At 70.7% G+C, this 13,545-nt stretch carries 11 protein-coding genes; 5 read left to right on the top strand and 6 right to left on the bottom strand.

Features of this window, described 5'->3' with window-relative positions; genetic code table 11:
• From ETD85_RS06220 to ETD85_RS06205, 5 genes are all read right to left on the bottom strand, one after another.
• Positions 1 to 1,035 carry an NrtA/SsuA/CpmA family ABC transporter substrate-binding protein gene (locus tag ETD85_RS06220; protein ID WP_240778988.1) on the bottom strand — a complete coding sequence of 345 codons (1,035 nt, stop codon included), beginning with the start codon at positions 1,033 to 1,035 and terminating at the stop codon, positions 1 to 3.
• A gap of 347 nt (positions 1,036 to 1,382) precedes the next feature.
• Entirely contained in the window at positions 1,383 to 2,441 is a 1,059-nt protein-coding gene (locus ETD85_RS06215; protein ID WP_138688635.1) for an LLM class flavin-dependent oxidoreductase, read from the bottom strand.
• Positions 2,442 to 2,561: 120 nt separating this feature from the next.
• Positions 2,562 to 3,158: an RHO alpha subunit C-terminal catalytic domain-containing protein gene (locus ETD85_RS64490; RefSeq protein ID WP_206058124.1), complete on the bottom strand. Its 597-nt coding sequence runs from the start codon at positions 3,156 to 3,158 to the stop codon at positions 2,562 to 2,564.
• On the bottom strand, positions 3,146 to 3,700 hold the full coding sequence (locus tag ETD85_RS64485; RefSeq protein ID WP_206058123.1) for an aromatic ring-hydroxylating oxygenase subunit alpha: 555 nt from the start codon (positions 3,698 to 3,700) through the stop codon (positions 3,146 to 3,148). Before ETD85_RS64485 ends, ETD85_RS64490 begins: the two co-directional genes overlap by 13 nt.
• Positions 3,701 to 3,714: 14 nt before the next feature.
• Entirely contained in the window at positions 3,715 to 4,314 is a 600-nt protein-coding gene (locus tag ETD85_RS06205; protein ID WP_138688634.1) for a TIGR03086 family metal-binding protein, read from the bottom strand.
• Between the two features lie 157 nt (positions 4,315 to 4,471).
• Between ETD85_RS06205 and ETD85_RS06200 the strand changes: the two genes are divergently transcribed.
• The 5 genes from ETD85_RS06200 to ETD85_RS06180 all read left to right on the top strand — a co-directional run bounded on the left by ETD85_RS06200 (position 4,472) and on the right by ETD85_RS06180 (position 13,060).
• Positions 4,472 to 4,939, top strand: a complete 468-nt coding sequence (locus tag ETD85_RS06200) for an MmcQ/YjbR family DNA-binding protein (RefSeq protein ID WP_240778987.1) — start codon at positions 4,472 to 4,474, stop codon at positions 4,937 to 4,939.
• A gap of 352 nt (positions 4,940 to 5,291) precedes the next feature.
• Positions 5,292 to 8,165: a peroxidase family protein gene (locus ETD85_RS06195; RefSeq protein WP_206058122.1), complete on the top strand. Its 2,874-nt coding sequence runs from the start codon at positions 5,292 to 5,294 to the stop codon at positions 8,163 to 8,165.
• A 40-nt stretch (positions 8,166 to 8,205) separates the two neighbouring features.
• The gene (locus tag ETD85_RS06190; RefSeq protein WP_138688632.1) at positions 8,206 to 9,579 is read left to right on the top strand and encodes a hypothetical protein; all 1,374 of its coding nucleotides are present in this window, start codon (positions 8,206 to 8,208) and stop codon (positions 9,577 to 9,579) included.
• Between the two features lie 33 nt (positions 9,580 to 9,612).
• Positions 9,613 to 11,322: a thiamine pyrophosphate-binding protein gene (locus tag ETD85_RS06185; RefSeq protein WP_138688631.1), complete on the top strand. Its 1,710-nt coding sequence runs from the start codon at positions 9,613 to 9,615 to the stop codon at positions 11,320 to 11,322.
• Between the two features lie 25 nt (positions 11,323 to 11,347).
• Complete coding sequence (locus tag ETD85_RS06180) at positions 11,348 to 13,060, top strand: thiamine pyrophosphate-binding protein (RefSeq protein WP_138688630.1); 1,713 nt, start codon at positions 11,348 to 11,350, stop codon at positions 13,058 to 13,060.
• Between the two features lie 303 nt (positions 13,061 to 13,363).
• Here ETD85_RS06180 and ETD85_RS62885 read toward each other — a convergent pair whose 3' ends face one another.
• Positions 13,364 to 13,513 (bottom strand): hypothetical protein, encoded by a 150-nt coding sequence (locus tag ETD85_RS62885; protein WP_170246526.1) that lies wholly within the window; start codon positions 13,511 to 13,513, stop codon positions 13,364 to 13,366.
• Positions 13,514 to 13,545 lie beyond the last annotated feature (32 nt).

Raw genomic sequence — 13,545 nt, 5'->3', positions numbered from 1 at the left:
TCACCCGGCCGCGGCCGGCGACGGCGAGCCCGCCGCGGCCTTCAGGTCGAAGAGGACGCCCGCCGGGTCGACGGCGGCGGACACCACGCCGTACTTGCGGAACAGCTCGGCCACCTGCTGGATGTTGGCGCCGTCGTCCTTGGTGACGTGGCGGGGGATGTTCGCGTACTTGGCCGTGGCGATGTTCTGCGCCAGCCGGGCACCGCTCACCGCCGTCGGTCCCTGGTCCAGGAACACGTTCTCGAACTTCTCCGGCGTCTTCCTGGCCTCCTCGGTCAGCTCCTGAAGGACCTGGAGATAGACCTGGACCGCCTCGGGATGCCGGTCGAGCAGCTCGTTGCGCGCGGCGAGAATGGTCAGGTCCTTGTCGTCCAGGTCGCGTCCGTGCACGATCACCCGGGCGCCCTTGGCCACCGCCTCGGGGTAGGCCTTGACGATCGCCCACCAGGCGTCCACCTTGCCGGTCGCGAAGGCCGCGGCGCCCTGGTCGGGATTGAGGTAGACGCGCTTGACCTGGTCGACGGGGATCCCCGCCTTCTCCAGCGCGAGCAGCAGCAGGTACTCGCCCTTGCCGCCCTTGTTCACCGCGACCTGCTTGCCGGCCAGGTCGGCCACGGACTTGATCGGGCTGTCGGGCCGCACCACCAGCCCGTCCGTCTGCGGCGCGGCCGGGTCGGTGATCGGATCGGTGACCGAGAAGATCTTGATGTCGGGGCTGTTGGCCAGGTAGCCGACGGCGGGGGAGATGGCGCCGGCCAGGACGTTCACCGATCCCGAGTGCACCGCGTCGATGGTCGCGGTGAAGGAGGCGTACGAGCCGCCCCACTCGACCGAGGCGCCGACGGCCTTGAGCCGTTTCTCCAGGATGCCTTCGCGCTTGGCGTAGGCCAGCGGCCCGGCGTTGCCCGGATCCTGCAGCTTGAGCACCGCTCCCGAGCCGCCGGAGGAGGATCCGCCACCGGCGGCGGAGGAGGTGCCGCAGGCGGCGAGGAGCCCGGACAGCGAGACGGCCAAGGCCAGGACCGCGACGCGCACGCGCCGACGAGATTTCCACATGATGATGCGAGCCCCTAACAGTGGGATGAGGCGACAGGCGAAGAGGGCGACGTACGGCCGCCGGACACGATGAGATGCCCTTGAGCTGGGGCGACCGGGAATGTCTCCAGCGCGGTGACGCGCGAGACGGAGCACCGCGCACTAACAGAGGCTGCTGTCCACGTACATGAAGTCGATCACGCGACGGGCGGTCAGAATCACATTACCTATATTTCAGGTAGGGATTATATAAGTCAAGGAACGTCTCATGATGTGAGATGCCCGTCCGGCGGCCGAGCCGGCGCCGTCCTCGTGCGCCGGGTCGAGCCCGTGGTGAGAACGCGCGCTCACCCGCGCAGCAGCGGCAGCAGCTGGTCGCCCTGACGCTTGATCTCCGGCAGGTAGGGCGTGTCGGAGAGCACGAAGTGGGTGACGCCGAGGGCCTGGTACCTGCGCAGCGACCGCGCCACGTCCGCGGCCGAGCCGACCAGCCAGGTGGTGCCCGCGCCGCCGCCGCCGAACCTGCCGGGGGCGGTGTAGAGGTTGTCGTCGAGCACCTCGCCTTTCGCGGCCAGGTCGAGCAGCCGCTGCTGGCCGACGGCGGGGTGCCGGTTCGGGTCGCTCCTGATGCCGCCTCTCGCCATCTCCCCGACCTTGGCCTCGGCGTCGGCCCAGGCCTGCTCGGTGGTGTCGCGTACCAGCGTGGTGATCCGCAGCCCGTACTCCAGCGGAGGGTGCTCGCGGCCGAGCTTCTCGCTCAGGTGCTTGAGCCGCTCGATCCGCTCGCCGACGCCGGCGAGCGGCTCGCCCCAGAAGAGCTGGACGTCGGCCTCGGTGGCGGCCACCCGCTCGGCGGCATCGGAGGCGCCGCCGAAGTAGAGCGGGGGATGCTCGCGCCCGCCCCGGACGACCGGCCGCGGCGCCACGGTGGAGCCGGTGACGCTGAAGTGCTCGCCGTGGTAGGTGACGTTCTCGCCGGTCCACAGCTTGCGCACGATCTGGAGGAACTCTCTGGTACGGGCGTAGCGGTGGGCCTGGTCGCCTTCGCTGTCGCCGTACGCGGCCAGGTTGTCCTTGCCCGACACGATGTTGATCAGCACCCGGCCCCCGGTGAGGTGGTCCAGGGTCGCGGCGGCGGAGGCGAACTTGGCCGGGTGCCAGTAGCCGGGCCGGACCGCGATCAGCGGCTGGAACGTCGTGGTCCGCGCGGCCAGCGCGGTGGCGACCGTGAAGGTGTCGGGCCGTCCCCAGCCGGTGCCGATGAGCGCCCCGGTCCACCCGTGCTCCTCAAGGGCCCTGGCCTGGGCGGTCAGGGTCTCCAGGCTGTTGTGGCTCGCCACGGCGTCGTCGCCGCGGTGCCCGGGCTGCACCTCGTTCGGGACGTACCAGAGGAACTGGAGGCTCATCGGCAGGGTCTTCCTGTTCTGTTCGAGCGGCGCTGAGCCTCCACGCTAAAACCTATTATTCAAGTAGGTAAAGCCTAATATCACCGCTTCGAGAGTCCGGGCCCGACGGGGGCGCCCCGATCACGCCCGGCCGAGCTCGCGCCGGTACGCCTCCAGGACGAGCCCGTGGAAATGGTGGACCGCGTGCTCGGACAAGCCGGACCCGCCGGGGTCGTACACGATCTTCCCCTGGGTGAAGGCGGGGGTGCGCATCCCGCGCTGGACGCTCTCCACCAGGGCGATGTCCTCCACCTGGAGAATCTCGTCGATGTACCGGATGCTGTCCAGCTCGGCCTCGTCGGGCTCCGCGGTCTCCAGGTAGAAGTCCCAGATCTCGCGCGTCCGTTCCGGACCGGCGGGGATGATCTGCAGCACCATGAAGTTCCCGCGGCCGGGATAGCGCAGCAGGCAGGTGTTGGGCCACAGCCACCACACCGCGTGCTCGGTGACCGTCGCCCCCGACACGTCGTAGGCGGAGTTCTCCGTCCTGCCCGCCTGCGCCATGTGGCTGGAGTGGATCCCGTACGTCGTGACCTGGTAGGTGCTCATGTCGACCAAGGACACGAAGTCCTTGTGGGCCACGTGACAGTGGTAGCACTCCAGGAAGTTGTCGACGACGTTCTTCCAGTTGGAGGCGATGTCGTAGGTGAGCCGGCGGGCGAGGGTCAGCTTGGCCACGTCGGGCGCCCGCGCCTCGACGCCTCCAGGCCCCCAGCCTGCACGGACAGTGGGGCCGCCTCGGGGTCGAGGTTGACGTAGACCATGCCGCCGAACTCGGCGACCTGGATCCGGTCCAGGCACACCGCGGAGGTGTCGAAGCCCGGCATGCCGCCGGTGTTGCGCGCCCGCCGCAACCGGCCGGTCAGGTCGAAGGTCCAGGCGTGGTAGGGGCACACGATGCTGTGCCGGACGCCGGAACCGGACAGCAGCTCGTGCGCCCGGTGCTTGCACACGTTGTAGAACGCCCGCAGCGTGCCGGCCTCGTCCCGGACGGCGAGGATCGGCATGCCGGCCACCGTGCCCGTCACGTAGCCGCCGGGGACCCGCAGCTTCTCCACGTGGCACAGCCACTGCCACGTACGGGCGAAGATCGCCCGCTGGTCGACGCCGAACCACTTCGGATCCGTGTAGGCGTCGGCGTGCAAGGACATCGACAGCGCGGGATCCGGGTCGTATCCGGCCGAGATGTGATCGAGGGCGGCGATCGACTCCGGTGTCACCGGACCTCCAAGGGTCACGCGGCCGGAGGCGCCCACGCGGGGTCGCGACCGGCGAAGCCGAGTGCGCGGTCGAACGGCGGTGCGTCCTCGGCGACCTCCACCGGCGCCCCGAACAGCCCGTCCCGCTGGGCCGCGTGCTCAGGCCGTGCCGCCGCGCTGGTGAACTCGAGGACCGCCGCCGTGTCGGCCAGGCTACACGTGAACGGCTGGCCGGTCGCGCGGGCCAGGTCCCAGCCGTGCAGGACCAGCTCGTCCAGCGCGACCACGGCCATCTGCTCGGCGGGCATCTTCACGCCGCCGGCCTCGGCCATCCCCTCCCACGCATCCGGGTCGCGCCAGGCCTTGACCAGCTCGTCGAGCCGCTGCGGAAGCAGCGTGCGCCACTCCGGGTCGAGGTGCGCGGCACTCGTCGGTCCCGGTCCCGATCCGTCTCCGGGCGGGGTGGTCTTGCGGGCCGCGTACGTGAACGCCAGCGACAAGCCCATGAGGTGGTCGAGCAGCGCGGCGACGGGGGTGTCGGCGCAGGGCGTCGGATCGTCCATCCGGTCCTCGGTCACACCGTCCAGGAGGCGCACCACCTCGTGGGCGGCGGACTCCAGATCGATCGCGGGCATGGCGGTTCCTCTCTGCCGGGGCTGACTCTCCTTCCACTGTGTTGACTCCCCAGGATCGGAAAAGTAATCAGCGGAACCCGAAAAAAAGATCTCCCGGACCGTCCGGCGCGCCGTCGGCGGGGCGGACATTCCGCCGGATGCCGCCTACGCTGGGGCCGTGCCCGAGGATGACGGAAACCGGCCCGCCCGCGTCGAGGACGTGCACGAGCTGGCGCTGGCCATGCCCCACGTGACCGTCGAGCACGGGACCGGCGGCAATCCGGTCTACCAGGTGGGCGGGAAGTCGTTCGTCTTCTTCCGCAACCCGCGCCCGGACGCGGTCGACCCGGACACGGGGGAGCGCTACCCGGACGTGATCGTCTTCTGGGTCGGGTCCCAGGCGGACAAGCAGGCGCTGGTCCAGGACGAGGCGTCCCCGTTCTTCACCACCCCGCACTTCAACGGCCACCCGTCGGTGCTGCTGCGGGCGGGCCGGATCGGTGAGCTCGCCCGGGACGAGCTGGCCGAGGTGGTCCAGGACGCGTGGCTTTCGCGCGCGTCGGCGCGCCGGGCGGCCACCTGGCTCCGCGAGCATCCCCCCGGCGCCGCGGAGGTCGCACGGCCGAGAGGCCCTGTGCCGCCGTAAGCGGTGGACGTAAACCAGCCGGTCGCCGGGGGCGGGAAATCAAACGCGCGCCCATTCCCGCGTTCCCCAAAGAACGACACAAGTTTCGTTCGGTGATAAATCGGTTGAGGATATCCTTTGGGCTTCATGCGGCCTGCTTTATCCGGCCAGGACGCCGCCTCCTGGATGATGGAGAAGCCGGGTCCGACCTGCCCGCCCACCGGGCGCGCGCTTTGTGACAACGTGGCTTGATTCCCGGCGGAAATCGCATTCCCGCGTCGCGCGAACCGTTCTCATGGCCGATGCGGGTGAGTGCCGGGAGGACATCCGGATGACCAGACAGCAGGAGCGCCTTGTCGGTGAAGCTCCGACAGTGCGTGAATCACCCGCGACCGAGCAGTACGAGCGTTATGTCGGCGGCAGCCCCGAGGTGGAGCGCACGATCTTCGAACGGCTGGCCCGCGATCTCATGCGCGTCCAGCTGAAGATCCAGCGACGCACCGGCGCCCCCGGCGTAGAGCGGACCTTCCACGCCAAGGCGATCCTCGGCGTCGAGAACGCCCGGCTGAGGTTCCGCGACGACCTTCCGGAAGAGCTGCGGACCGGCTTCGCCCAGCCCGGCGCCGAATACCCGGTCATCGTGCGGCTGTCCAACGCCGGCGGCGCCCGCCAGCCGGACTTCACCCCTGACCTGCGCGGCGCGGCGCTGCGGGTCCAGGTGGGGCCGGAAGAGGCCCACGACCTGCTGATGACGAACTTTCCGGTCTCCCACGCCAGGGACGCGCGCGAGTTCGTCGCCTTCGCGCGGGCCATGGCCGGTGCGAACTCGACCCTGCGCAAGGGGATCGGCGTGTTCGTCAAGCTGCCGATGGCGGTCGGCTGGTCCACGGCCACGCGCATGCGGCGAAACGTGACCGCGGGAACCGGCCGCCAGATACGCAGCCTCGCGATCGAGACGTACTGGAGCCGCGGCGCGATCCTGTGGGGCCAGGCCGGGCCGGTCCGCTACCGCCTGCGCCCGGCCGCGGGCGCGCCGGCGGCGCCGCCCGCCTCGCAGAGCGACCCCGACTACCTCAGCCACGAGCTGGCGGCCCGGCTGGCCGGCGCGGACGTCGTCTTCGAGCTGTGCGTGCAGCGCTACCTGGACGCCAGGAGCACGCCCATCGAGAACGGCGCGGCCGACTGGCCCGACGAGGACACCCCCGCCATCCCGGTGGCCACGCTGACGATCCCGCGCCAGGACCTCGACACCGCCGACGCGCGCGCGGTCGCGCTCCGGATCGACCAGCTCGCCTTCGACCCGTGGAACACCACCGACGAGTTCCGGCCGCTCGGCAACCTGAACCGCGCCCGCAAGGCCGCCTACGAGGCCGGCAGCGCCCATCGCCGCGGCCTGCGCTTCCTCACGCCGGCGCCGAAACGCAACCTCGTCGTCGGCGCGCTGCTCCAGCGCGCCTTCGGCGCACTCAACCGGGTCGTCTCGTGGGACAGGCTGCCGACCTGGGTGGGGCTGCTCAACGTCGAGACCATCCGCCAGGTGCTGCGCCGCGACAACCTCATCGACACCGAGATCCGCGACGCCCCGCCGAAGGCCCACCCGGTGCCGCCGCCCATCGAGGAGGACGTGCGGACCCGGCGCACGTACGACGGCACCTTCAACGACCTGTCGGCGCCGATGATGGGCGCGCTCGGCTCGCCCTTCGGCCGCAACCTCCGCCCGGTCTACCGGCCCGACCTGTTCGACGAGCCCAATCCGCTGGTGGTCAGCAGGGAGTTGCTGCACCGCGACACCTTCATCCCGGCGCGGTCGCTGAACGTCCTGGCCGCCGCGTGGATCCAGTTCCAGGTGCACGACTGGGTCGACCACAAGCGCTACCCGGCCGGGACGAAGAGCGTCGAGGTGCCGCTGCCTCCCGGCATGACCTGGACCAACACCCCGGGCGGCGGGCCGGAGACGGTCATGCGCTTCGCCGAGGACGAGGGCGCGCGCCCGATGGGGAGCGCGGGGCCGCCGATCCTGACCGCCAACGCCGCCTCCCACTGGTGGGACGGCTCGGAGGTCTACGGCGGGGACGAGAGCGTGGCGAAGTCCCTGCGCGAGCCGGACGGCGGCGCGCGCCTGCACCTGGAGGACGGGCACCTGGTGCCCGGGCCGGACGGCATCCCGATCACCGGGTTCAGGGAGAACTGGTGGCTCGGGCTCAGCGTCATGCACACCCTCTTCGCCCGCGAGCACAACGCGGTGTGCGAGGCCCTGCGCGGCGAGTACCCCAGCATGGACGAGGACACCGTCTACCACGTGGCGCGGCTCGTCGTCTCCGCCCTCATCGCCAAGATCCACACCGTGGAGTGGACGCCCGCGATCCTCGCGACCGACCTGATCGACATCGGCCTGAAGGCCAACTGGTCGGGACCGCCGGAGAACTGGCTGGCCCACCTCGGGCTGTGGCTGGCCGACGAGCACGCGCTCAAGGGCATCCCCCAGACCCTGCCGGACCACCACGAGGTGCCCTACTCGCTCACCGAGGACTTCGTCACCGTCTACCGGATGCACCCGCTGATCCCCGACGACTACGAGATCGCCGACCACGCCTCCGGGCGGACGCTGCACACCCTGGGCTTCAACGACGTGCAGGGCTCGGCCACGGAGACGGTCATGCGCCGGGCGGGCCTGGCGAACTCGATCTACTCGTTCGGCATCGCCCACCCGGGCGCGATCACACTGCGCAACTTCCCGCGCGCGCTCCAGGCGTTCGAGCGCAACGGGGAGATCCTCGACCTGTCCGTGGTGGACCTCGTCCGCACGCGCCGCCGCGGCGTGCCGCGCTACAACGACTTCCGCGCGGGGCTGCACAAGCCGCGCCTGCGGCGCTTCGAGGACCTCAGCTCCGACCCGGACACGCTGGCCCGGCTCAAGGACGTCTACCGGACGGTCGACGACATCGACACGATGGTCGGGCTGTTCGCGGAGAACCCGCCCGAGCGGTTCGGCTTCAGCGACACCGCGTTCCGCATCTTCATCCTCATGGCCAGCCGCCGCCTGCAGAGCGACCGGTTCCTCACCGTCGACTACCGGCCCGAGATCTACACCCCGCTGGGGCTGGACTGGATCGAGCGCAACGGCATGACCAGCGTCATCCTGCGGCACTGCCCCGAGCTGGCGGGCCACCTGCCGCGTACGGCGAGCGCCTTCGCGCCGTGGCGGCCGGCCGTGCCGGAGGGGCACGACGGGACCGGGCCCGCCTGACGGCGCCGAGTGCCGGAAACGAGCGAAAGCGAGAGCGACCATGGACATCAAGCCGGCGACCAGGCAGGAAGGGCTGCGGGAGCTCCTGACCCGGCCCCTGCTGGAGACCATCTGGAAGCGGCGGACGCACCGGGTCAGCCGGGGCGCGTCCGTCCCGGCCGGCTCGATGAGCTACCGGTCGCCGCACCCGCCGATGCCGCTGACGGAGCTGGAGGAGGCGGTGCTCATCGCGCTCACCGGCTGCTCGGGCCTCACCATGCCGGACCGGCCGTTCGAGGACCCGCGCGACGGCGAGCCCATCATGGCCAAGCCGAATCTCAACATGACCGGCCGTACGGCGGGCAGCCCCGACAACGCTCAGGGCACACACTTCTTCATGATCAACGACACCGGCACCTACTACCTGAAGAAGCTGCCGCCCTCCCCGGAGCTGCCCTTCGACGCCGGCACGCTGGTCGAGCGGGCCCGCCAGGCGAAGGTGCGCGTCCTCCCCGGCCGGCTCGACGTCCGGGAGGGCATGCGGGACTTCCCGGCCTACCTGGACTCCAACCGCTTCCTGTCCAACCTCCCCGGCACCACGCTCTTCCTGCCCGTGGTGGACCTGTCCCACCAGTACATCAACGGGCTGATGTACCTGCTCACCCAGCCCGACGGGGCCAGGCCGGCGCTGGTCGACGACCGCAACTTCTACCGCCCGGCGGGCGTGAGCAAGTGGATCAAGAACGGGTTCCTGAACCGGGACCTCAAGCTGCCGCTCGGCGCCCTGGGGCCGATGCGCACCCAGGTCGAGGCCGACCTGCTCCTGCAGAACATGATGCTGACCGCGGACGCCATGGGGCTCGGCGCCTGGATCCACGCCACGATCCACCCGCAGATCATGCTCGGCGACCCGAAGTTCTCCCGCGCCTACGGCCGGATGCTGGGCTTCGACTTCGTGACGCCGCCCTTCCGCCTCGCCGACATCCTGCGCTGGCAGGTACCGCTGCCGAAGTACGCCGCGCTGCGCTCCCACCCGGTCGGCCTCCGGGCCGGCGGGGAGCACCTCATCAGGGCCGCCTGCCCGCCCAACTACCCCTCGATGACGGCCGCCGTCGAGAGCGTCGTGCGGGCGAAGTTCGGCCCCAGCGGCATCTACAGCGACGAGAAGACCTTCGCCCGCATCTACCAGGGTGACTACGGACGCCGCTATCTGGAGGAGGCGGAGGAGTACGACCGGCCCGTGATCGAATGCGTACGGGACGTCTGCACGTACCTCCACGACACGCACGGGCGCTTCCCCGCGCACACCGACGCCATCCACGTGCCCGGCATCTGGCTGCAGGCACATCACGTCGAGCCGGAGTACTACGCGAAGTTCTTCGCCAACGGGACGACCGACGCGCACAAGCGGCATGCCGAGCGGTGGCACGCGTAGCCGCGCTCCGTCCGCGTGGCCGAGGAGGACGACATGCAGGTCTATGAGGCTCTCGTCAAGGGGCTGGAGAGCGCCGGGGTCGACACCGCGTTCGGCGGCAACGGCGAGAACGTCGCCAGCTTGATGCTGGCGCTGGAGCACTCCACGAAGATCCGGCCGATCATGACGCGGCACGAGCAGGCGGCGTCGTTCATGGCCTGCGGCTACGCGATGTACACCAACCGGCTGGGCGTCTGCTTCGCGACGGTCGGCCCCGGGGCGTTCAACCTGTTCTCCGGCCTGGCGGTCGCGCTGTCGGACTCCTACCCGGTCCTGGCCATCACCGGTTTCATCGCGCTCGACTGGCGCGGCCGCGGCGCGGTCAACGACACCTCGGGGCTGAACCGCACCCCCGACTCCCACGCGATGTTCGCCGCGACGACGAAGAAGTCGTACCTGATCACCGACATCGCCGACACGTGCGACGTGCTGGAGGAGGCCGTGAACGTCGCCTACGAGGGACGTCCTGGGCCGGTGCACATCCACGTGCCGCAGAACCTCACCGCCCGCGGCGTGAGCGTGGAGGACTACCGCGACGTCCGCGTGGACGTGGCGCCGGTGCGGCCCGACCCCGACCAGGTCGAGGCGATCGCCGGCGCGCTGTCCGAGGCGATGCGGGACGGGCGCGGGATCGTCGTCCTGGCCGGGTTCGGCGCGATCCGCAGCCACGCGGAGGCGGCGATGCTGCGCTTCGTCGAACGGTTCCAGATCCCGCTGATGACCACCCTGGACGGCAAGGGGATCATCGCCGAGACCCACCCGCTGGCCGTCGGGGTGTTCTCCGAGAGCGGCCACGCGCGGGCCCGCAAGGCCTTCTCCGAGGCCGGCGTGGTCCTGGCCGTCGGCAACTCGCTCAACCAGCACGCGACCTTCGGCCTGCGCGAGGACCTGTTCGACGGCAAGGAGCTCATCCACGTCAACATCGCGCGGAGCGAGATCGGCAAGACCTACGTCCCCCGGCACTGGCTCGTCTCCGACGCGCGCCTGGCCATCGAGGCGATCACCGAGGCGCTGGAGCGGAAGTCCCCGCCCGTCCGCCCTCCGGAGGTCGTGGGCCGCGACTACGAGAGGCGGCACATCGTCCGCTTCCCCGGCAAGATCCACCCGGGCGAGCTCGCGCAGGCGATCGGCCGCATGCTCCCCGAGCGCGGCGTGCTGCTCGCCGACGCGGGCGCGCACCTGGCCTGGCTCGGCTACTACGTCGATCTCGAAAGCGGCCAGAACTTCCGCAAGACGGGGACCTTCGGGCCGATGGCCGGGCACGTCAACGGCGCGATCGGGGTGAAGCTGGCCGAGCCGGACCGCACGGTCGTCGTCGGCTGCGGCGACGGGTGCTACTCCATGGCTGGGTTCGAGCTGATGACCGCCGTGCAGAACGACATCCCGGTCATCTGGGTGATCTTCAACGACCACGAGTACAAGCTCGTGAAGCTCTACCAGCTCGCCACGTACGGCGAGTCGGCCCTGGTGGACTTCCGCAACCCCGACTTCGCCGCGTACGCGCGCCTGTGCGGCGCCGACGGCCATCGCGTGGAGACGATCGAGGAGTTCGAGGAGGCGTTCCGCGCGGCGCTGAGCTCGGGCCGGCCCACGGTGATCGACGCCGCCATCACCCGGTGGGCCCTGCCGCACTACAGCCCGTCGCCCAAGGGCGTGATCCCCGGCCTGTGGGAGGCGATCGAGGAGCGGCTGCGCCACGAGTGACACCCGCCGACAACGGGAGGAATCCATGAAGGTGTACGAGGCCATCGTCAAGGGGCTGGAAGACGTCGGGGTGCGAGCCGCCTTCGGCGGCGCGGGGGAGAACGCGGCCGGTCTGATGCTGGCGCTGAAGCACTCGTCGCGGATCCGGCCGATCATCACCCGGCACGAGCAGGCCGCGTCGTTCATGGCGTGCGGGTACGCGATGTACACCGGCGAGCTCGGCTTCTGCTTCGCCACCGCCGGGCCGGGAGCGTTCAACCTGTTCTCCGGGCTGGCCATGGCGATGTCCGACTCCTACCCGGTCCTCGCCGTCTCGGGGTACGCGCCCAGGAAATGGCAGGGGTGGGGCTCGCTCAACGAGACCTCGGGCATGAACGGGACACCCGACTCGCGGGCCATGTTCGCCGCCACGACCAAGAAGTCGTTCCTGCTGGAGGACGTCGCGGACACGTTCGACGTGCTGGAGGAGGCGGTCAACGTCGCCTTCGCGGGGCGGCCGGGCCCGGTGCACATCCACGTCCCCCTCGACCTGACCGAGCGCGGCATCGAGGTGGAGAACGCCCGTACCGTCCGCCTCGACGTCGCGCCTGTCCTGCCCGACCCGGCCCGCGTGGAGGAGATCGCGTCCGTGCTGGCCGAGGCCATCGGCCAGGGCCGGCGCGTCGTCGCGCTCGCCGGGTTCGGCGCCGTCCGGAGCGGCGCGGGCCCGGAGATCAGGCGGCTGATCGAGCGCTTCCACATCCCGCTGCTGACCACGCTCGACGGCAAGGGCGTCGTCTCGGAGCGGCACCCGCTGTCGGTCGGCGTCTTCGGCGACAGCGGGCACGCCAGCGCCTGGAAGGCCTTCCGCGAGGCCGACGTCGTGCTGTGCATCGGGAACTCGCTCAACCAGCACGCCACGTTCAACTACCGCGAGGACCTGTTCGACGGCAAGCTGCTCATCTACGTGAACATCTCGGAGACCGAGTTCCGCAAGGCGTACAAGCCGGACCACGCGCTGCTGTCCGACGCCCGCCCGGGGGTGGCGGCCATCGCCGACGCGCTGGAGGCGAAGGTGGGGGAGGTGCCGGCCGCCGAGGTCGAGAGCAAGGACTACGAGGCCAGGCACATCACCCACCTGACCGGGAAGATCCACCCGGGCGAGCTCGCGCAGGCGATCGGGCGCATGCTGCCCGAGCGCGGCGTGCTGCTCGCCGACGCGGGGGCGCATCTGGCCTGGCTCGGCTACTACGTCGACGTGGAGGAGGGCCAGAACTTCCGCAAGGCCGGCTCGTTCGGGCCGATGGCCGGGCACGTCAACGGCGCGATCGGGGTGAAGGTCGCGCAACCGGACCGGGCGGTCGTCGTCGGCTGCGGCGACGGCTGCTACTCCCTGTCCGGCTTCGAGCTGATGACGGCCGTCGAACATGACATCCCCGTCATCTGGGTCATCTTCAACGACGGGGAATTCAAGCTGATCAAGCTCTACCAGATCTCGACGTACCTGGAGACCGGGCTCGTCGAGTTCGAGAACCCCGACTTCGCGGCCTACGCGCGCGCGTGCGGCGCCGACGGCCACCGGGTGGAGACGATCGAGGAGTTCGAGGAGGCGTTCCGCGCGGCGCTGAGCTCCGGCCGCCCCACGGTGATCGACGCCAAGATCACCCGCTGGGCGGTCCCGCACTACAGCCCCTCACCCGACGGCGTGATCGCCGGCCTGGTCGAGGCACTCGAAGACCGCTTCCGCTCCGGCGGGTGAGGGTGGCACGCTGGGGCGGACACCGGCGACCGCGAGGGCTGAAAATCACATGATCTCGGACGAGAGGCCGCTGCTGCCGGAGGCGGTCCGGGCCTACCCGTTCTCCTGGGGCTCGGGCTTCGCCTGGCCGCCGGAGACCGAGGAGAGCGCGGAGAACCTGGCCTACGCGCGGGCCGTGCTCGAAGCCTGCCTGCCCGGCGCCGCGCTCGCCGCGCCCGAGCCTCCGCAGGAGCCGATCGTCCGGGAGGGCGACGAGTATCCCGAGTGGACCGGGATCCGGGCCGTCCTGCGCGACCGCATGCCCTACGCCCGGCACGTCACCGCCGGGCGCATGGCCGGGGCCGGGGCCGAGTGCGCCCGCCGGGGGATCGCCACCGCGGACTTCGCGGAGATCTGGACCCGGCGCATCACCGCCTGGATCGCCGAGCAGACCCTGCGCTGGTGCGGCCTCATGGTCGATGACGAAAAGGCGCTCACGCCCTGGC

It is taken from the genome of Nonomuraea zeae, from assembly GCF_005889725.1.
Taxonomy (GTDB): domain Bacteria; phylum Actinomycetota; class Actinomycetes; order Streptosporangiales; family Streptosporangiaceae; genus Nonomuraea; species Nonomuraea zeae.
Note: the sequence above shows the minus strand (reverse complement) of the source record. Positions and strands in the feature narration are given on the sequence as shown.